The sequence below is a fragment of the Streptomyces sp. NPDC048496 genome (assembly GCF_043200055.1).
Lineage (GTDB): Bacteria > Actinomycetota > Actinomycetes > Streptomycetales > Streptomycetaceae > Streptomyces.
The window spans coordinates 1-18,105 of the sequence record NZ_JBICXB010000026.1; the positions used below are offsets into that span (position 1 = coordinate 1).

Annotated in this window: 15 protein-coding genes and 2 pseudogenes; 7 read left to right on the top strand and 10 right to left on the bottom strand. The window is 71.0% G+C overall.

From position 1 onward, the window contains the following. Both ACGFSA_RS22220 and ACGFSA_RS22225 read right to left on the bottom strand, forming a co-directional pair. The coding region (locus ACGFSA_RS22220; RefSeq protein ID WP_393306724.1) for a hypothetical protein at window positions 1–217 on the bottom strand (217 nt) is incomplete at its 3' end. Between the two features lie 713 nt (window positions 218–930). Continuing rightward, complete coding sequence (locus tag ACGFSA_RS22225) at window positions 931–1,389, bottom strand: sec-independent translocase (protein ID WP_393306726.1); 459 nt, start codon at window positions 1,387–1,389, stop codon at window positions 931–933. Window positions 1,390–1,448: 59 nt separating this feature from the next. Between ACGFSA_RS22225 and ACGFSA_RS22230 the strand changes: the two genes are divergently transcribed. Genes ACGFSA_RS22230 through ACGFSA_RS22240 form a run of 3 tightly spaced genes read left to right on the top strand, consistent with a single transcriptional unit; the run spans window position 1,449 to window position 3,945 of the window. Beyond that, window positions 1,449–1,991, top strand: coding sequence for a hypothetical protein (locus ACGFSA_RS22230; RefSeq protein WP_393306728.1), 543 nt, complete (start codon window positions 1,449–1,451; stop codon window positions 1,989–1,991). Beyond that, on the top strand, window positions 1,988–2,752 hold the full coding sequence (locus ACGFSA_RS22235; protein WP_393306730.1) for an ABC transporter ATP-binding protein: 765 nt from the start codon (window positions 1,988–1,990) through the stop codon (window positions 2,750–2,752). Before ACGFSA_RS22230 ends, ACGFSA_RS22235 begins: the two co-directional genes overlap by 4 nt. Beyond that, window positions 2,749–3,945 (top strand): ABC transporter permease, encoded by a 1,197-nt coding sequence (locus ACGFSA_RS22240; RefSeq protein WP_393306732.1) that lies wholly within the window; start codon window positions 2,749–2,751, stop codon window positions 3,943–3,945. Before ACGFSA_RS22235 ends, ACGFSA_RS22240 begins: the two co-directional genes overlap by 4 nt. A gap of 252 nt (window positions 3,946–4,197) precedes the next feature. On the opposite strand, the gene ACGFSA_RS22245 is transcribed toward ACGFSA_RS22240, so the two are convergent. From ACGFSA_RS22245 to ACGFSA_RS22260, 4 genes and pseudogenes are all read right to left on the bottom strand, one after another. After that, window positions 4,198–5,154, bottom strand: a complete 957-nt coding sequence (locus ACGFSA_RS22245) for an ABC transporter ATP-binding protein (RefSeq protein WP_393306734.1) — start codon at window positions 5,152–5,154, stop codon at window positions 4,198–4,200. A gap of 229 nt (window positions 5,155–5,383) precedes the next feature. Beyond that, window positions 5,384–8,131: an FtsX-like permease family protein gene (locus tag ACGFSA_RS22250; RefSeq protein ID WP_393306736.1), complete on the bottom strand. Its 2,748-nt coding sequence runs from the start codon at window positions 8,129–8,131 to the stop codon at window positions 5,384–5,386. Window position 8,132: 1 nt separating this feature from the next. Then, a complete protein-coding gene (locus ACGFSA_RS22255) occupies window positions 8,133–11,399 on the bottom strand; it encodes an FtsX-like permease family protein (RefSeq protein ID WP_393306738.1) in 3,267 nt (1,088 codons plus the stop codon). A 184-nt stretch (window positions 11,400–11,583) separates the two neighbouring features. Then, window positions 11,584–11,655, bottom strand: a pseudogene (locus ACGFSA_RS22260) (globin); the annotation flags it as partial. Between the two features lie 15 nt (window positions 11,656–11,670). Between ACGFSA_RS22260 and ACGFSA_RS22265 the strand changes: the two are divergent. Continuing rightward, entirely contained in the window at window positions 11,671–12,864 is a 1,194-nt protein-coding gene (locus tag ACGFSA_RS22265; protein WP_393306888.1) for an IS701 family transposase, read from the top strand. A 247-nt stretch (window positions 12,865–13,111) separates the two neighbouring features. Here the strand turns inward: ACGFSA_RS22265 and ACGFSA_RS22270 are convergent, their stop codons facing one another. The 3 genes from ACGFSA_RS22270 to ACGFSA_RS22280 are packed head-to-tail and all read right to left on the bottom strand — an operon-like array spanning window position 13,112 to window position 14,233. Next, window positions 13,112–13,315 carry a hypothetical protein gene (locus tag ACGFSA_RS22270; RefSeq protein ID WP_393306740.1) on the bottom strand — a complete coding sequence of 68 codons (204 nt, stop codon included), beginning with the start codon at window positions 13,313–13,315 and terminating at the stop codon, window positions 13,112–13,114. After that, on the bottom strand, window positions 13,312–13,557 hold the full coding sequence (locus ACGFSA_RS22275; RefSeq protein ID WP_393306742.1) for a hypothetical protein: 246 nt from the start codon (window positions 13,555–13,557) through the stop codon (window positions 13,312–13,314). Before ACGFSA_RS22275 ends, ACGFSA_RS22270 begins: the two co-directional genes overlap by 4 nt. 16 nt (window positions 13,558–13,573) lie before the next feature. Beyond that, on the bottom strand, window positions 13,574–14,233 hold the full coding sequence (locus tag ACGFSA_RS22280; RefSeq protein WP_393306744.1) for a hypothetical protein: 660 nt from the start codon (window positions 14,231–14,233) through the stop codon (window positions 13,574–13,576). 274 nt (window positions 14,234–14,507) lie between these two features. Here ACGFSA_RS22280 and ACGFSA_RS22285 point away from each other — a divergent pair, with 274 nt between their 5' ends. Together ACGFSA_RS22285 and ACGFSA_RS22290 are read left to right on the top strand one after the other, a co-directional pair. Beyond that, complete coding sequence (locus tag ACGFSA_RS22285; protein WP_393306746.1) at window positions 14,508–14,669, top strand: hypothetical protein; 162 nt, start codon at window positions 14,508–14,510, stop codon at window positions 14,667–14,669. A 30-nt stretch (window positions 14,670–14,699) separates the two neighbouring features. Further along, complete coding sequence (locus ACGFSA_RS22290) at window positions 14,700–15,755, top strand: hypothetical protein (RefSeq protein WP_393306748.1); 1,056 nt, start codon at window positions 14,700–14,702, stop codon at window positions 15,753–15,755. Between the two features lie 287 nt (window positions 15,756–16,042). On the opposite strand, the pseudogene ACGFSA_RS22295 reads toward ACGFSA_RS22290, so the two are convergent. Further along, window positions 16,043–17,001, bottom strand: a pseudogene (locus ACGFSA_RS22295) (IS1380 family transposase); the annotation flags it as partial. A 652-nt stretch (window positions 17,002–17,653) separates the two neighbouring features. Between ACGFSA_RS22295 and panD the strand changes: the two are divergent. Then, window positions 17,654–18,079: an aspartate 1-decarboxylase gene (gene panD / locus ACGFSA_RS22300; protein WP_393306750.1), complete on the top strand. Its 426-nt coding sequence runs from the start codon at window positions 17,654–17,656 to the stop codon at window positions 18,077–18,079. Window positions 18,080–18,105 lie beyond the last annotated feature (26 nt).

Consider the following 18,105-nt stretch of genomic DNA (forward strand, 5'->3'; position numbering starts at 1 on the left):
TGACCGCCGGCCTGTCGGGGATGCCTGTCGTCTGCCCGAGCACGAAAGCGCTACGTGACCTGCGCCGCAGACTCGGCAGCGCGCCGGTGCGGGCGGTGTTCGAGGTACTGGCCGGACCGTTGGCCCGGCCGACTACGCCCGGCGTGCGGTTCGGCCCGTATCGGACGGTGTCGTTCGACGGATGCAGCTCGATCAAGGTGCCGGACAGCGAGCGCAACCGGGGCTGGCTGGGACGGTGTCCGCACGGCGGCTATCCCCAGGTCGAGCTGTCCGTGCCACAGAAGCCGCAAAAGGGGCACTGCGGACGACGAACACGACCTCATACCCCTCAGCGTCCCGGAGATCCGCCGGTTGATCGGGCGCCTCGTCATCACACCCCGCCACCACACCAACGAACACCACCTGCACTGGTCACGCTTCCGCAGACGCAGACGCAGACGCAGCCAGGCCAGAGCCCGCCGCTCCCACTGCAAACGCAGAGGCCACAACCCCCAGATGCGGTTGCAGCACTAGCTCGTCGCGGCAACGGCCGCGCTCGTCGGCATCGTCGGCGTACTTGTGACGGCGGCACGCAACCGCTCGGCCCCGTACGACGCTCCCGCCCGTGATGAGCATCCCGAGGTGGCACGAGCCCGCGCACAGTGGCAACAGACGCTGTTGGATCACGGGATGGTGCCGTTCCTGCACCGCCAACTCGAGGAATCGCGGACCGGAGACAGCTCCCGCCGCCCACGCCCCCCGCCTTCCCCCGCTCAGCGGGCACAACCGACAGCACGAGCGGCCATCCGAATCCCTCCTCGAACCGGGACTTCACCTCTCCTGGCTACGCGAGCCCGAACTTCAGTAGCCCGGACTTCGTGGGTCCCGACTCCACCGGGACGGAGTAGCTCAGCATTCAGGCGGGCGCCGCGTCCCCGCCACCGCTGCGGTTCAGGTGGCATCGGGATCGAACGACGGGCGCCCGGTCGGCGCCGCGTCCTCGCCCTTCCTCAGCGAGACTGGGCTCGTCACAGCCTTGTGCAGGGCGGGTTCCGCCGACGAACCGCGCACCGCCGCGCCATCGGCTGCGCCGCGTACGGCGTCCGCGACCTCCGCCAGCTCCTGCCTCGGGTCGAGAGCACTGCGGATCTCGTCGAGCCCCAAGCCATTGCCGTCCAGGACATGCTTGCGTACGAATGCCTTGGGATTCAGGTCCTCGAAATCGAAGTCCCCGAACTCCGGGCCCAGTTCGGACCGGATCTCCTGTTTCGCGTTCTCGGAGAACTCCCGGAACTTCCGGATGAACCCCGACACGTTCTGGATGACCTCCGGCAGCTTGTCCGGGCCGAAGAGGAGGACTGCGAGGACCACGAGCGTGACCAGTTCCAGCAGGCCCACATCAGAGAACACGATGCCACTCCTCGGGCCGTCACTGCCTGGGCGCCCTGTGCGCCGTCCCGCTCGGTCAGGTGGTGTTCCTTCCCGCCAAGGAGATCAGGATCACCAAGGTCAACGCGGTGACCGGGGACAAGGCGGCGAGTGGCGGAGCGTTCATGCAGGCCTCCTCGACCGACCGGCAGGTCACGGTCGCCCTCAACGCGAACCAGCAGGCCGATGTCGCGGTCGGCGACAAGGTGACCATCACGCTGCCCAACGGGAAGGCCACACCGGGTGTGGTCTCGTCGGTGGGGAAGGTGGCCACGAAGGAGAACGACAAAACGACCATCGACGTCCAGATCAAACCCTCGAACCCGAAGGTGACCGGTGAGCTCGACCAGGCGCCGGTGCAGGTCGCCATCGTCTCCGACACGGTCGAGGACGTGCTCTCCGTGCCCGTGAACGCGCTGCTGGCCACGGCCGGCGGAGGGTACGCCGTCGAGGTGGTCGACCCCGGTGGCGAGCACCGTCTGGTCGCGGTGAAGACGGGGCTGTTCGACGACAGTGCCGGCCAGGTCGAGGTGACCGGCAGCGGCCTCGAAGTCGACCAGAGAATTGTGGTGCCGTCCTCATGACAGACGTCGAGGCAGAGACGCGGGTGGCCACGGTCCAGCAGACCGGTACGCCGGTGCTGCAGCTGGACGAGGTCACGAAGGTCTACCCCGGCGCCACACCGGTGGTGGCGCTGGACAAGGCGAGCTTCACCATCCGCCAGGGCGAACTGGTGACGATCGTGGGCCCGTCGGGTTCGGGACGGTCGACGCTGTTGCAGGTCATGGGCACGCTGGACCGTCCCACCTCGGGGACGGTCCGGATCGTCGGCGAGGACGTCGCCAAGATGTCGGACCGGGCCCTGGCCGGACTGCGGGCCACCCGGATCGGCTTCGTCTTCCAGCAGTTCTTCCTGGCCCAGCACGCCACCGCGCTGGAGAACGTCGCCGACGGCATGCTGTATTCGGGCACCCGGCGCGGCGTCCGGCTGGACGCCGCGGCCGCGGCGCTGACCCGGGTCGGGCTCGGTCACCGGATCCGTCACCGCCCGCAGGAACTCTCCGGAGGCGAGAGGCAGCGGGTCGCCATTGCCCGCGCACCGGCCGGCAACCCGGCGATCGTGCTGGCCGACGAACCCACCGGCAACCTCGACAGTGTCTCCGGAGCGGCGATCTTCGAGCTGCTCAAGGAGCTCAACGCCGAGGGCGCCACGATCGTCATCATCACCCACGACCGTGATCTGGCTGCACAACTGCCACGCCGCATCGAGGTCCTCGACGGTCAGATCGTCGTCGACGTCAGCTCGGCGGATCAGCCCCTGTCCACCGAAAGGCATCTGCCATGACGACTTCGGCTCCCGGCCTGCTGTACCCGGCCGACCTGGCTCGTACGGCCAGTGTGGGGCTGCGCACCAGGCGGATGAGGGCCGCGCTGTCGGCGCTCGGTATCGCCATCGGAGTCGCGGCGATGGTGGCGGTCCTGGGCCTGTCCGCCTCGTCCCAGGCGGGTCTGCTGGCCGAGATCGACAAGCTCGGCACCAACCTGCTGAAGGTCAGCCCGGGGCAGCAGCTCGGCGGCGGGGACGCCGAACTCCCCGTCGAGGCACCGTCGATGATCTCCCGGATCGGCACGGTCGAGACGGTCCAGAGCACCGGCAAGACCGATGCCATGGCCTATCGCAGCCCGCACATCCCGAGCATCAACACCAACTCGATCACGGTCAACGCGACGAGTCTGGATCTGCCTGACGCGGTACGCACCACCGTCGCCCGGGGTAGGTACCTCAACGCCGCCACCGCCAAGCAGCCCGTGGCCGTGCTCGGTTCGGCGGCAGCCAGCCGCCTCGGCATCGCCGAGATCCACCCGGGTGCACGCATCTGGGTCGGCGGACAGTGGTTCTACATCGTGGGGATCCTCAACTCCGCGACCCTGACCCCCGAGCTCGACGCCTCGGTCCTGGTCGGCTATCCGGCGGCGCAGAAGTATCTGCACTTCGACGGCCACCCGTCCACGGTCTATGTGCGGGCCGACACCGACCAGGTCGCGGACGTCCAGGGGGTGCTGGCCGCGACGGCCAACCCGCAGAACCCCGATCAGGTCAGCGTCAGCAAGCCCTCGGCCGCGCTGGTGGCCCGGGCCGCGACCAAGTCCGCGCTGAACGGGCTGTTCCTGGGGCTGGGGGCCGTGGCCCTGCTCGTCGGCGGCGTCGGAGTCGCCAACACCATGGTGATCTCCGTGCTCGAACGACGGTCCGAGATCGGGCTCCGACGGGCGCTCGGCGCCACCAAGGGGAACATCCGTATCCAGTTCCTGTCCGAGGCGGTGCTGCTCGCCGCACTCGGCGGAGTGGTGGGGGTGGCGCTGGGAGTCGTCTCCACCGCGGTCTTCGCCCAGGTCAAGGGCTGGGCCACGGTCGTACCGACGCTGGCCTGGGGAGGAGGACTCGGTGCGGCCGTCGCGATCGGAGCGATCGCGGGACTGCTCCCGGCGCTCCGCGCGGCCCGGATGCAGCCCACCGAAGCACTGCGTATCTCGTAGCACCGGACAGCCCGGCCGGCCCGGCATCGCGGAGGACGACCACCGCATGCCGGGCGTCGGCCTGCTCCGGTGCCGATGCCCAGGTCGTCACGGGGACCATGGTGCGCGTCGAGAACGTCCACAAGTCGTACGGCCGGGGGCGGAGAGGACGACGCGCTGGTCAAGACCGACGGGTTCACCGTCGACCTGGCCGCCAAGGCGCGTTGATGTGGCGAGCGGCCCGCGCACCTGCTGTTCGGTTACGGCCGGTGATCAGCTGTGCCCGCTGTCGTCCGGCGATACGGTGATGTGGTCCTCCTCCAGATCCAGCGCCACCCGGTCGCGCATGCCCAGTGCCCTCGTGTACTCGGCGGGCAGCTGGAGGCGGCCGGCCCGGTCGAGCATCGCGTACTCGCGGGCCACCAGCGTCTCGTGGCCGGTGGTCTCGTCGACCTCGCTGCGGCGCAGGACCTCCGTGGAGGTGCGGCCGTCGCGGATGGCGACCGTGCGGCGGACCTCGGTGGCCACGGCGCGGTCATGGGTGACGATGACGATGGTGGTGCCCAGCTCCTTGTTCGCCGTGCGGAAAGCGGCGAAGATCTGCTGGGCGGTGTGGGAGTCGAGCTCGCCAGTGGGTTCGTCGGCGAGCAGCACCGCCGGGTCGCAGGCGAGGGCCACGGCGATCGCGACCCGCTGCTGCTGACCGCCGGACATCTCATGCGGGCGGCGGTCCCGGCAGTCGGCGACCTGGAGCAACTCCATCAGTTCCAGGGCGCGTTCGGCGCGGGCCCGGGAGCGGCGTCGCCCGCCCGCCAGCTGGAGGGGCAGGGCGACGTTCTGGACCGCGGTGAGATACGGCAGCAGGTTGCGGGAGGTCTGCTGCCAGATAAAGCCGACCACCTTGCGCCGGTAGTGCAGGCGGTCCTTCGCGGTCATGGCCAGCAGGTCGTGGCCGGCCACCCGGGCCGCCCCGGCGGTAGGGGTGTCCAGGCCGGCCAGGATGTTCATCAGGGTGGACTTGCCGCTGCCCGAGGCGCCCACCAGGGCCATGAGTTCGCCGTCGCGGACGAGCAGGTCGAGGCCCTGGAGGGCCTGCACCTCCACGCCGTCCGCCGAGAAGATACGGACCAGACGGTCGCAGGTGATGAGGGCGTCGTGGCCGTAGGCGGGCCGAGCGCGGGTGGCGGTCGCCTTGTCGGCCAGCTCGGCGAGGGTGGGATTCGTCGTCATCGGGCTCCTTGGTCAATGGGGGCGCGGCCGACCGGGTGCGCGCCGGGGCTGCCGCGTGCGGGCGAGGGCCGCCAGGGTGGGGGCCGAGTCCGCCGGGGTCAGGGGCCGGAGTCGCCGGAGCCCCTGGGGTCTGGCGCCGTGACCGCCGGCGCCGGAGACCCCAGGGGCTGGCGCCGAGGCCGCCGGGCTCTTTTGCCGGGGCCGCCGGGGACGGGGTGCGCTGCCCTTCTCACCTCGTGTCACCTGCTCTCAACTCCCGCACCGCTCCTCTCCTCCCCGCCCACCACGCCTGTACGCCGGCGATTCCCACCGTCACCGCCACCACGGCCAGCGCCGGCACCGTCAGCGACCAGGCGTCGGTGTGCAGCGGGGTCTGCTTCAGGGGAGCGACCGAGGGCGGTAGGGCCACTGCGGTCAGGTCCATGCCGGGGGAGAGCAGGCGGATCGCGGTCCAGCCGGTCAGGACGCCACCCACCGCGGCGAGCACGGCCTGGGGCAGGGCCTCCAGGACGAGCAGGCGGCGGCCCTGCGGACGGGTGAGGCCCATGGTGCGGAGGCGGGAGAGCAGCGCGATGCGCTCGGGAGCGGCGCGCAGGAGTGACAGGAGCAGCGCGAGCACGGCGTAGCCGGCGCCTGCCGCCACCGCCGCCGTGTAGAGGTGTTCCACGCCGGACTGGAGGGGGGAGTCGACATACCGGGCCCTCTCGTCGGCGCGGAGGCGGACCGACACCGCGTCCCCGGCCGCCTCGCGCAGGCCACGGCCGTCCGCTTCCGAGCCCGTCACCAGCAGCGCCGTCGGCCTGGCCGCCATGGCGCTGAGGCCGGCACGGTCCACCACCAGGAAGTCGGCGCCCATCACGGCCGGAGTGATGTCCCGGACGAGGACGATGCGGACGGTGACACTGCTGCCGTCCTCCATGCTGACGGGGAACGGAGCCGAGCCGTGGGCGTTTGCCACGCTCGGGGAGGCCACGGCGGCGGCCCCCAGGTCGCCCCGGCCCTTCTTCAACACTCCTTCGGAGAAAGCACCGAGCCCCGTCCGCCTCGTCAGCTTCGCGTAGCCGCCGGGATCCACGCCCACCACTGGCACCGCATGGCGCCCGTCGTTCGGCGTCGCCCGGTATGCGACGCTCACCGCCGCCACGTCCCGCACGCCGGAGACCCGGCGCACTCGGTCGGTCAGCCCTGCGGGCAGGGAGTCCACCATCGACTCCAGCCGGCCGTCGGCCCCGACCGCGAGGAGCGCCGAGTGGTCCCGGGCCTCGCCGATGCCCGCCAGGACCGAGCCACCGAACGAGGCCGTCGTGAGGGCGGTGAGCAGGGCGAGCAGCGGCAGCACCGCGGACGCGGAACTGCGGCCGGCCCGGGCCAGGGACAGATGGCTCACCACACCGCGCAGCCGCCCGGCCGGGCCGGCCATGCCACGCAGGGGCAGGGGGTAGAGGCGGACCAGCAGCAGTGCGGCGATCACCCCCACCAACACGGGCGCCGCCGAGATCAGCTGATCGCCGGACCCGCCGGACGTGCCCTGCCGGCGCAGGGTCACCACCGCGCCGGCGGCCACCGCCACCAGCGTCACCTCCGCGACCGTACGTCGCCGGGACGGTCGTACGGACGTCACGTCCTGGCGGAGCGCGGGGATGCGGACGAGCCGGTGGGCGACCGCCGCGCGCAGGGGGAGGGCGACGCAGGCGACGACCGTGACCGCGAGGGCGGCCAGCACGGCGGGCAGGGCCCGGGCGCCGGGGAGGGCCCACACCGCCACGGCCAGGCCGAGCGCCCCGGCCGGGACGGCGACCACCGCCGTCTCCGCGAGCAGGCGGGCGGCGAGGCCCGGCAGCGAGGCGCCGCGGGCGCGCAGCAGGGCCAGTTCGGTGCGACGGCGCTCGGCGGTCAGGCCGCCCGCCATCGCCAGGACGACGGCGGCGACCGTACCGCTGCCGAACGCGGCGACCGAGATCAGCGCAGAGACGCCGGAGTGCAGGCGGGAGTAGGAGGCGAGCACGTCGTCGAGGTCGGTGTCGGCGTCCGTGAGGGGGTCGGTGGCCGTGCGCACCTGCTGGAGGCTGGGGCCCGACACCAGGGCGGCGAGCGCGGACTTGAGCGCGCCCAGGTCACGGTGGTGCAAGGTGTTCGGGTCGGGGGCCAGCCGCCAGTAGCGGTAGGGCCGCCCCTCGGTGCCCAGGAGCGCGGGGGCGGCCTCGGACGGCAGCAGCAGGGCGCCGAGCCAGTACCGGGGCGACTCCGGGTCGACGGGCGATACCCGCGCCAGCACGGGCGTGCGCAGCAGGGTGTCCGTCGCCCAGTAGGCGCCGTCCCGGTCGCGCGGGGCGACGATGCCGGTGACCCGGACGGCGAGCGCGTCCCGACCCGCGCCGGGGACGTGCAGGACTGACCCCACCTTGATGCGCAGGCTCTTGGCGGTGTCCGCGCTGACCGCCGCCTCCACCTCGGGCGTCGTCGCGGTGACCGTGCCGGACGCGCGTGGCAGACGGCCCTCGCTCAGCCGGGCGTGGTCGGCCAGGCCCGCCTGCGCGACGAGGGCGACCTGGGCGGGCAGCCCGCTCGGCCGGGGCAGCCAGGGGTCGGGCACCGCCTGGTTGACGGAAGTGGTCACGCCGTACGACGACTGGCTGGGGTCGGTGACGAAGGGGCGCCGGACCGTGCCGAGGATGCTGTCGTACTCGCGCTTCACGGTGGCGGGGCGCAGTGCTTGCTCGCGCTGGTCCTGCGGCAGGTACGGCAGGGGCGCCGGGGCGGACAGACGGACGACACTTCGGAAGTGGGACACCTGTTCGACGGAGCGGCGCAGGCCCGCGTCCTCGTACCGCTCCAGCGCGCGCGGGAACGCGGAGGCCAGGCAGGCGGTCACCGCCACCAGCAGCGCGAGGGCGAGAGCGGGACCGGGGGCCGACCGCAGACGGGTGCGGACCCAGGGGGCGGCGGCACGTTCCACACGCCTGAACGGGATCACCATGTCACTCCCCCTCCCGCAGCACCTGCACCGGATCGGCCTGTCGCGCCGCCAGCAGCGCCACGACGACGACCGGGACGGAGGCAACTGCCGCCAGCAGGGTGGCCACCTGCAGCGGTGGCAGTTCCACCAGCAGATCCGGCACCGGGCGGGTGGCCTCGCCGGTCAGGACGATGAGCGGCAGCACCGTGCGGGTCAGGGCGACGCCCAGGCCGGTGCCCACGGCCAGCGCCAGCGCGACCAGGACGCCGTGCTCGGCGGCGACGGCACGGGCCAGCCGGCGGCGTGGGGCGCCCAGGGCACGCAGGATCGCGAACTCGGCGTTCCGCTCCCGCAGTGCCCCGGCCGCGCTCACCGCGAACCCGAGCGCGGCCAGCACCGCCGCCGCCCCGGCCGCTGCGGTGAACGCGGCCTCCGGGCCCGCCCCGAACGGGTCGTCGCGCAGCTCGGCGGCGATCTCGTCGCGCACGACGATCTGCCCCGGATCGAGGTCGGGCCGGGCGCGCAGAGCGGTGGCGATGCCCGCGCTGTCCGAGGGCGAGTCCGGCCGCAGCCACCACTCGGTGGGCGCGAGGGCGGCCCCGTAGCGGGCCTGGAGGGCCCGGTTCACGGCGTGCAGATCGACGAGCACGGCGCCGCCGTCGTCGTCTCCCTCCCCGCCCTGGGCCGTCGGCAGCTGCCGTACGGCGCGCACGATCCGCACGGGCACGTTCTGTCCCTCGAAGTCGAAGTCCATCGTCTGACCGGGGCGGGCACCGGCGGAGGCGAGGAAGCGGTCGGTGGCGAGAGCGGCCACCGCGGTGGTCTTGGGCTGTGCCACCTGCATGCGCAGCGTCAGTGACGGACTGAGCCAGGGCTGGTAGGACGGGACGTAGCCCGTGCCGTACACCACGGTCGGGTGCGCGGCGGGGCGGACGCGCGGGCGGGTCGGCGAGGTTCTGGGGTTGTCCGAGTCCTGCTCGTCGGTGCCGGAGGCCGCCGTCCAGGACGCCGGCAGGGGCACCCGTTGTGCCGTGCCGACGGCGGTTGTCGCGGTCAGGGCGTCGAGGGTCAGGGTGTGCTGTTCGGCGTGGGAGGACGGCACGGGCAGCACGAGCTGTACCCCGGTGAGCGTCAACGGTCCGTGGTCGCTCGGCAGTTCGACAGACAGTGTGTGCGGGCGCCCGTCGACGGGGAGGTTGCCGGACGGCAACGGGTAGGGGACGCCGTGGTCGTCCTCCAGCGTCTGGGTCACGGTCGCCGCGCTCTCCGTGCCCCGCACCGAACGGAGCAGGGTCGCCGTCAGCGTCAGCCGGGTTGCCCCGGCGGGCACGCGCGCGCCCGCCGACTCACCCGACGGACCCAGCCCCGCCAGCAGCCGCTTTATCGGGGCGGGCGCCAGGTCGGGGCGCAGCAGGACGGTGTCCGCCGCGTGCGCGGTGTCCAGCGCCAGCACCGTCGCCGTGCGCCCGCCGGACAGCGGCAGGGTCGTCCGCACGGCGGGGACGGCCTCGCGCACGTGGGGCACGGCCGCGTAATCCTGCGTGCGGCCGAGCTCGCTGCCGCCGTTGGCCAGGATCCGCACCGGCGCGCCCGCCGCAAAGTCGGCCTGGTCGTCCTGCGAGCGCTCCCAGGAGGAGCCCTGGCCGATCGCCAGTACGCCGAGCGCGACGGCCAGGACGAGCAGCAGTACGGGACCGGCGCCGCGCCCCGGGCGGCGGCTGAGCTGCCAGCCGGCCAGCGCCGCGGCAAGCCCCCGCCCGCCCGCCGCCCGGCGCTCGGCGAGCCGGGCGGCCGACGGCAGCAGACGCAGCGTCAGAACCGCGCCGGCCAGCAGCGCGAGGGCGGGTGCGGCGACCAGCAGCGGGTCGATGCCCAGGGCGCCGGTCGTGTCCGCGCTCACCGCGCCCGACGTGCGGCGGTCCAGCTGCCAGTAGGCGACCCCAGCCACCGCCACCAGCCCCAGGTCCGCCCCGGCCCGCAGCGGAGCGGGCAGGGCGCGGGCGCGGGACGTGCGGAACCCGGTCGGCGTGACCGCCGGCAGGGTCACCGCCAGCGCGCACCCCAGCGCCACGCCGGCCGCCGTCAGCCACACCCCGAACCCTCCGTCGGCCGGCACCTCCAGTTCCAGTCCGAGCCGGGCCAGCGCCCCCTGCCCGGCCAGCAGCCGGATCAGCGGGCCTGCCAGCAGCGGGGCGATCAGCAGCGCGGGCGCGGCCAGCAGTAGCGCCTCCCGGGCGGCGAGGCCGGCGAGGCCGGCGCGGGAGGCGCCGCGGGCGCGCAGCAGCTGGGTCTCGCCGGTGCGTTCGGCGGCGAGCAGCCGGGCCACGAGCAGCAGCGCGCAGGCCGCGAGCAGGGCGAGCTGGAGGGCGACGATCAGGAGGGTGGAGCGGGAGACGAGCAGGGAGCGCTCGACCCGGTCGAGGACCTGGGGGAGAGCGGTGCTCGCGGTCGTCCCGCCGGCCGTACCGCCCTCGCTGTCGTCCCCGGTGGGCAGCTTGAGCAGGGCGGCCGGCCCGGTGCGCGCGGAGGTGCGCAGGGCGTCGATACGGTCGGCGGTGAGGCGGGCGAAGTCGGCGGAGGCGAGCCACGCCGACCCTCCGTCGCTCACTCGGCCGCCGGTGACGACGGAGGGCGCCGTCAGCAGGGGGCCGTAGGTGGTGAAGCTGGACGTCCGTACGCCCCGACCGCCCAGTTCGTCCAGCAGCCAGTAGGGGGAGGCCGGCTCGGCGGGCCGGTACACGCCGGTGACGAGGATCCGCACGGGCGGCCCGTCGAGCCGGTCGGTGACGGTGAGGCGGGCGCCCGGCGCCAGCCGCAGCCGCCGCGCAGCGGTCCCGGGTATCGCCACCTCGACGTCCGGCGTGCCCGCGCGTGGCAGGCGCCCCTCGCTGAGCCGCACCTGCGTGGCGTCGAGCGCCGCGAAGTGCGTGAGGTCAGGCTTGTCGCCGGGCCGGGTGGTTGCGGGCAGGGCGTACGGGCCGGAGCGCGCCAGCGTCCGCACGGTCACCGGCAGCCCGTCGAAGGTACGGCGCGCTGCGTCGCGTACGGCGGTGTCGGCGGCCCGGCGACGATCGGCCGCCACCTGGGCCCTGACGACCAGCGCGGCATCGGCGGCGTTGCGCGGCTCGGCCAGCGAGTGGCGCAGGGCCGCGTCGCCGATCGCGGTCGAGTAGGCGGCCAGGGCCGCCAGCACGGACGTGGTCAGCAGGACGGTGACGAGCGCAGCGGCGATCAGCGGGCGATGCGCCTGCGCCCTCGCCAGGACGAGCGGGGCACGCCCCGAACGCACCCCAAAACGCCCCCCGTGCGTCGTCACCCGACTTCCCCCAAGCCTCTGTTGTCACCGTTGCCCCGACTTCCGGTGATGTTGTCAGACCGGATGCATGGGGTAAGCGATGCGAAGCGGGCTTTACCGGATTGTGACCGGAAATCGGCGTTCTATGAACGGAATCCGGGCTGTGGAGCGCGAACTCCGGCGCGTTGATCACCGACGCCGCCGCGTACGTCAGGTAGTTCCACAGCGTCGTCTCGTGCTCCTCGGACAAGGGCGTGGCCGCCCGATCAGAGGTCACCCGACAGGCTCTGAGCAGGTCGAGTCGTGGTCCGAGGGGGTAGCCGGGTTCCATGCCCGGTTCGACCATCGTTTCGGCAGGTCGGAGCCCCGCGAGCGGGCGTCGGACTACCTGAACGGGTTGCTCGCGCCGCTTGAGAAAAAGAACGGGTGGACGCTGTCGGAGCAGGTCGGGCAGTTGCGCCCCGACGGTGTCCAGCGCCTGCTCAACCACTCCGACTGGGACGAGAACGCGGTCCGCGACGATGTGCGGGACTTCGTCGTGGAGACCATCGGTGCCAAGGATGCGGTGCTGATCGGCGATGACATCGGCTTCCTGAAGAAGGGCACCAAGTCCGCCGGCGTCCAGCGTCAGTACACGGGCACAGCTGGCCGCACGGAGAGCAGCCAGATCGGAACATTCTTGGCCTACGCCTCCTCCAGGGGGCGGGCGTTGATCGACCGCGAGCTCTACATCCCTGTCTCCTGGACGGATGACCGTGACCGCTGCCGCGCGGCCGGGATCGATGACGGAGTCCCCTTCGCGACCAAGAACGAGCACTTCAAGTGGATGCTGCAACGCGCCATCGACGCGGGTGTCCCGTTCGCGTGGGTCACCGCTGACGAGGCATACGGGCAGGTCAAGCACCTGCGAGTGTGGCTGGAGAAACGTCGGGTCGCGCACGTGCTGGCCACGAAGGTCAACGACACCGTGATCGCCGCGCGCGGGGCGGACGCGCGGGTGGACCAGCTGGTCGCCGCGCTGCCCCGCCAGCGGTGGAAACGGATCTCCGGCGGGGCCGGCGCGCACGGTGAGCGGATTTACGACTGGGCGCGTGCAGCGATCCGCCCGTACTGGGAGAACGGCTTCGGGCACTGGGTACTGGCCCGACGCAGCGTCAGCGACCCGAGCGAGATCGCCTACTACGTCTGCTACGGCCCGGTCATCTCCCGACTGAAAGACCTGGTCAAAGTGGCTGCCGTGAGGTGGGCGGTAGAGGAGTGCTTCCAGACCGCGAAGGGAGAGTGCGGTCTGGACCACTACCAGGTGCGGCTCTACCGGGCCTGGTACCGCCACATCACCCTGGCCATGGCCGCCCTCGCCTACCTGACCGCCATCCGCGCCGCAGAAGCCACAAAAGGGGCACTCTCGACGACGAGCAGGACCTCATACCCCTCAGCGTCCCGGAGATCCGCCGGTTGATGGGCCACGTCGTCGTCACGCGCCACTGCCACAGCAACGAGCACCATCTGCACTGGTCACGCTTCCGACGACGCAGCCAGGCCCGAGCCCGTCGCTCCCACTACAAACGCCGAGGCCACATTCTCCAGATGCGGTTGCAGTATTAGGGCTATGGGGGAGTTGTTGACTGAGAGTGCAGTACGCGAGGTTATGACCGTTTCGCGCTTGGGGTTGGGTGAGGGGGCTGGTCAGCGGGGCGGGGCGGTGGTCAGGGGCGGGGCTGGGCGAACAGGCCGGGTTCGGGTTCGGTGAGGATGCCCAGTGTGACCAGGCGTTTCAGCTTGGACCGGATGCCTTCGGTGTTCTTCGGGAGGATCGGCAGATCGAGGGCCTGGCAGAGGTCGCGGGCCCGCATCGGCTTGTCGGCGTCGGTGAGTCCGGTACCGAGTACAACGCACGGTGGGGTCCTCACGCGGTGAACTCGATACGGAAAGGGTCGTCGGTCACGAGGCGCTGGTACTTGCGGAGCGAGCCGAGGACTCCGCCCGCAGAGCTGTTGGCCCGCTGGGTGATGCGGAGCCGCAGGCAGGTCTCCGTGCCCGTGGACGGACGACTCGCCCAGGTCGCCGGGGCGGACCAAACACCGTTCACGACCTGAGGAGACAACTCGGCGCACAGGTCACCGTTCTGACCGCCTTCCCGCGTGCTGGCCATCGGGAACTCGTCGCAACTATCCGCGCCAGTCGTCCCCGGGTACAGGTTGGTGAAGGGCGTGCAGGTCGCGGCGCGGTTGGTGTTCGCCTGAGTCTTCGACCGCGTGCAGGATGTCGGTGCCCCGGCGCTTCATGATCTCTTCGTAGATGGGCACGACGATCCCGTACTTCGCGTGCGACCGGGAGTAGCTGAGCACCGGAAGGTCATCGGTCGGAATGATGCAGCCGCGCAGCCTGGGCTGTTCCTTGTCACAGCGGATCTTGCCGTCGGCGGGGCTCGACCAGGAGGCGCTCGTGTCGATCGGGGTGGCGCCCGGCATCGTCACGTACAGCTTGTAGCCGGTCTGGAACGAGGAACGGGTGGTGTTCGCCGCGAAGGCATCTCCGGTGTACTTGGTGCTTCCGCTGTTCTCTTTGCCAACCGTGAGAGGGGTGACGCCGTACCACGACTGCTTCGTCAGAGTCGTACACCCGGCGCCGCAGCTCACCTGCATTTTCACCACGAGACTCTGCACGTCACCGGTGACCCTGACCAGCTTGACAGTGATCGTCTCCTTGAGTTCCAGTGACTTGTAGGAAGTGGCAAGTGTGGAGTTCACCTCGATGAGGCCGGTGCCGATGGGCTTGCCGTTCGCGTCATAGAGCGTGTAAGTGACCTCGGCACCGCGCAGACACATGCCGCCGGTGCGGCTCCAGGTCCAGTGTCCCGGTTCAGAGCCTGTCGGGTGACCTCTGATCGGGCGGCCACGCCCTGGCACGCACGCTTCCCGCGTTGCCGAAATGCCCTAGTAGCTCCTTCCCCAAGCTCTCAGCTTCGTTCGAGCAGGGGAGACCCCATCCGAGGACCTTCCAGCGCCTTGGAATCGCACGCACCAGACCGCGTCCGCTTTCCGATCGAAGGTCACCCGACAGGCTCTCAGACAGCAGCCGAATGACTCGATCTTCTATGAGGTGACGCCCGTCTACGAGAACGCCGACAGCGCGATCCCCGTGGGGGTCCGCATGACCGGTACGCGAGTGCGGGCGAACGGATGGTCTCATCCGGTGTTCGACGACGACGAATACATCCCCAACACCCAGACGAATACTGGGACTTACAACCTCGGCAACTGATTTCGGTAGTTCGCGCCATCGGGAGCAAGTATGAGCATCACCACACCGCCGCGGCCGCTCGAAGTGACCGCGCTCTTCCCTCAACTTGCCCCGCTGGCGCGCACGGCAACTCGGCTGCATCCCCGTCCCGGGGCTCCGTCCGGGCACGACAGCTCCATCGGCGGACCACTCTTGTGGCCCGCCGACGAGCCCTGGCCCCACTGCACGGGACCCCATGTGTGGGACGGGCGGAACCCGGCCCTCCCACCGGACGACGTCCGGTGGGAGCGGCGCATCCGGGCGGAACTGGCCGACCGCCCGCACAGCGATCCCAACCTCCCCCTGGCCGCCCGGTACACGCCCGAGGAAGCAGCGATCGCGAAGCGGATCAAGGTCGGCCGCGCGTGGCCCGAGGGTCCCGTCGCCATGCTGCCCATGGCCCAGTTGTACGTGCGCGACATCCCCGACCTGCGCCCGCCCGGGCAGCCCGAGGCCGATCTGCTCCAGATTCTTTGGTGCCCCTTCGACCACCCAGCGAACCCCACGACCGCGCTGCGCTGGCGGTCCACCGCCGACATCACCGAAGTGCTCGACGCGCCGCCCGAGCCGCCCGCGATGCAATTCCGCGGCTACCTGCCAGAGCCGTGTCTGCTCGCACCGGAGCAGATCACCGAGTACCCCAACCCCTTGGAGCTGAGCAAGGAGCTGCAACAGGAGCTGCGCGACTGGACCAGGTGGCAGGGGGCCGGAGCGACGGTGGACAGTTCCTACGCGGTCGCTCCGGATGAGTTCTACTTGAGCAATATGTCCGTCGCTCCCGGCTGGAAGGTCGGTGGTTGGACCCGGTGGGGTCTCACCGACCCCATGCCCCGGCGCTGCCAGGAATGCGGCACCGAGGCAGACCCGCTGCTGACCATCGCCAGCTCCGAGTGGAGTGCGAACACCGAGAGCTGGGCCCCTAATGGAGAGCAGGCGAACCTCACGCCGTCTCTCCCGCTGTCCCCGTCGCAGAAGCCCACCAAGCTCGACATCGCCCGGGGATACAACCTGCAACTCCACACGTGCCCGGTCTCCCCGGACCACCCGCACATCGAACTGATCCAGTAACAACCCGTTTTGGACGTGCCCCTGGTGGCCATGCAGGAGTTGAGCCAGGCGAGCACGGTCACCCCGTTACCTCTTTCGTGGCTTTCACCGTCACCTCACCACAGAAGTTGGACCAGACCTCCCTAGCCTCGATCTTTCATGACGGTCCGTCGGTTTCTTCGGCGGGCCGTTTCGGCTGTTCGGGCTGGTAGTGGTCAGGCTGATGGCCCGGCTGTCGCGTCGGGTGGGCGCCGGGTTCCACGGTTCCGGTCGGGGTGGTGCGCCTCGCAGGGACGGAAACGTACTGGTCAGCCGGGGTTCGGGGGAGCGTGGAGTCGCGCCAGGGCGTCGGTGATCACGTCGGTCCAGGGCCAGTGGCGTGCGAATCTCAGGTGCCGACGGCGGCCGGTGGTGACGAGCTGGGCGGCGGCGGAGAACAGCCGTAGCCGCAGTCGGCGGGGCTCCCACCTACGGGTTTTGCCGGTCAGGGCGAGCATGGGCATCCAGGCCAGCAGGTCGAGGGCGAGCTGGACGATCTCCAGCCAGATCCGGTTCTGGGCGGTGTCGTGCAGCGGCAGGTTGCGCAGGCCGGTGGCGCGGGCCGCCAGGATGCGGTCCTCGGCGCGTGCCCGCCGGCGGTGCCGCAGTTCGAGTGCGGCGATGGGGACGCCAGTGGTGTGGGTGGCAAACGCGGTCAGTCGCAGGCCGTCCGCGTCGGTGATCCGCAACTGAGCTCCGGGGTGCGGGCGTTCCTTGCGGACGATCAGCAGCATTCCCTTTCGGCCAGCCCTTGAGGCAGTCGCCGTCGAGTTCGGCGTCCCAGGCTCCCTCGCGGATCTCGCCGCCGGGCTCGACGGCCACCGTCCACGCGGCGGGCGGAGCCTTGAGGACGGCCCCGTGGATGGCGTCGGTGATGGTCATGCCGACCGAGTACGACAGCCACCGGCCCCTCTTCACGAGCCAGGCGACGAACTCATGAGTGCCGCCTGCGGAGTCGGTACGGATCGGCGTCTGACGTCCGCTCCGGTACTTCTTCGGCAGCTGTTCCAGGGCGAGTTGGGCGGTGGTGATGTGGTCGGCGGCGGTGTTGCTGCCTGCGTTGCCGGGCCTGAGCAGGCCGGCCACCGGCTCTCCGCTGCCACCGCTTCCGTGATCGACGAACTCCATCAGAGGATGGTGTCCGAAGGTCTTTCTTCCAGGTCGCGGTGGCGTCCTGCTTCTCGGAGTGAGCCAGCACGAGCACACCGTCCAGGTCCACGATCACCTGCCGGGTCGGACCCGACGGGCTCAGTGCTTGGCATAAAGGGCGATTCTCCTGTCGTGCCCTCTCAGGCTAACCCGCCGAAGCGGAACGTCTCACCCAAGGCTGACAGAGAGGGGCTCGCGCTCTGCTCTGGCCGAATTCCAAACGTCCTTGACACCCGCCCTGTGTCACCGCCAAGAGTCACCGGACGAGCCACAGCCATGGTCATGAGAATCGCCGGTTTGGCCAACCGGCGATCCGCCGCTATGTTGCCGCGCTGCTTCGGCCACTCAGATTCATGGAGCTGTGGGCGCCTCCTCCTTTGAGGCGGGATACGAGGGGCCTGGGCCAGCTGACCCATGGCGGCGCGTGGCCCGACTTCCGGTCGAGCGCCTTCGCTCCTGACTACCGTCCAGACCGTCCGAGTGACGGTGATCACGGACGTCCTTCGGAGGGTGCTGCGTAGGCTTGGGCCGTCGTCACGGTGGGGTCCGCGAGAGTGGGTGAAGCCCTCCTCCCGTCGCCTGACGATGCATCAGAAAAGTCAGCAAGTGGTCAGCATGAGTCCTGAAAAACCTGGGGAAAGCTGCCCGAACATGCGACTCGTTGTAGGGTGTCGAAACAGCCCTTGACCTGCAAAAACGCAGGCAGGGAGCCTACTTGTGGGAGTGCCCCAATGTTGCGTACTGTGTTCAAGTCGAAGATCCACCGTGCCACCGTGACCCAGGCCGACCTGCACTACGTCGGTTCCGTCACCGTGGATGCCGCGCTCATGGAAGCCGCGGATCTTCTGCCCGGCGAGCTCGTGCACATCGTCGACATCGACAACGGTGCCCGACTGGAGACGTACGTCATCGAGGGCGAACGCGGCTCCGGCGTCATCGGTATCAATGGCGCCGCCGCCCACCTCGTCCACCCCGGCGACCTCGTGATCCTGATCAGCTACGCGCAGGTCGACGACGCCGAGGCCCGCACGCTGACCCCGAGTATCGTCCACGTCGACGCGGACAACCGGATTGTCGCGCTCGGCGCCGACGCCTCCGCGCCGGTGCCGGGCACCGCCACCGAGCGGAGCCCGTACGCCGTGCCCGCCACCAGCTGACCGTTCCGTCCCAGGGAGATCCCGTC

What these genes read in the sequence shown, in the direction of transcription:
- ACGFSA_RS22235 (WP_393306730.1), top strand. Translation starts at nt 1,988, where the DNA reads ATGACAGACGTCGAGGCAGAGACGCGGGTGGCCACGGTCCAGCAGACC.
- ACGFSA_RS22240 (WP_393306732.1), top strand. Translation starts at nt 2,749, where the DNA reads ATGACGACTTCGGCTCCCGGCCTGCTGTACCCGGCCGACCTGGCTCGT.
- ACGFSA_RS22245 (WP_393306734.1), bottom strand. Translation starts at nt 5,154, where the DNA reads ATGACGACGAATCCCACCCTCGCCGAGCTGGCCGACAAGGCGACCGCC.
- ACGFSA_RS22250 (WP_393306736.1), bottom strand. Translation starts at nt 8,131, where the DNA reads ATGGTGATCCCGTTCAGGCGTGTGGAACGTGCCGCCGCCCCCTGGGTC.
- ACGFSA_RS22275 (WP_393306742.1), bottom strand. Translation starts at nt 13,557, where the DNA reads ATGGCCAGCACGCGGGAAGGCGGTCAGAACGGTGACCTGTGCGCCGAG.
- ACGFSA_RS22280 (WP_393306744.1), bottom strand. Translation starts at nt 14,233, where the DNA reads ATGTGTCTGCGCGGTGCCGAGGTCACTTACACGCTCTATGACGCGAAC.
- ACGFSA_RS22290 (WP_393306748.1), top strand. Translation starts at nt 14,700, where the DNA reads ATGAGCATCACCACACCGCCGCGGCCGCTCGAAGTGACCGCGCTCTTC.
- panD (WP_393306750.1), top strand. Translation starts at nt 17,654, where the DNA reads ATGTTGCGTACTGTGTTCAAGTCGAAGATCCACCGTGCCACCGTGACC.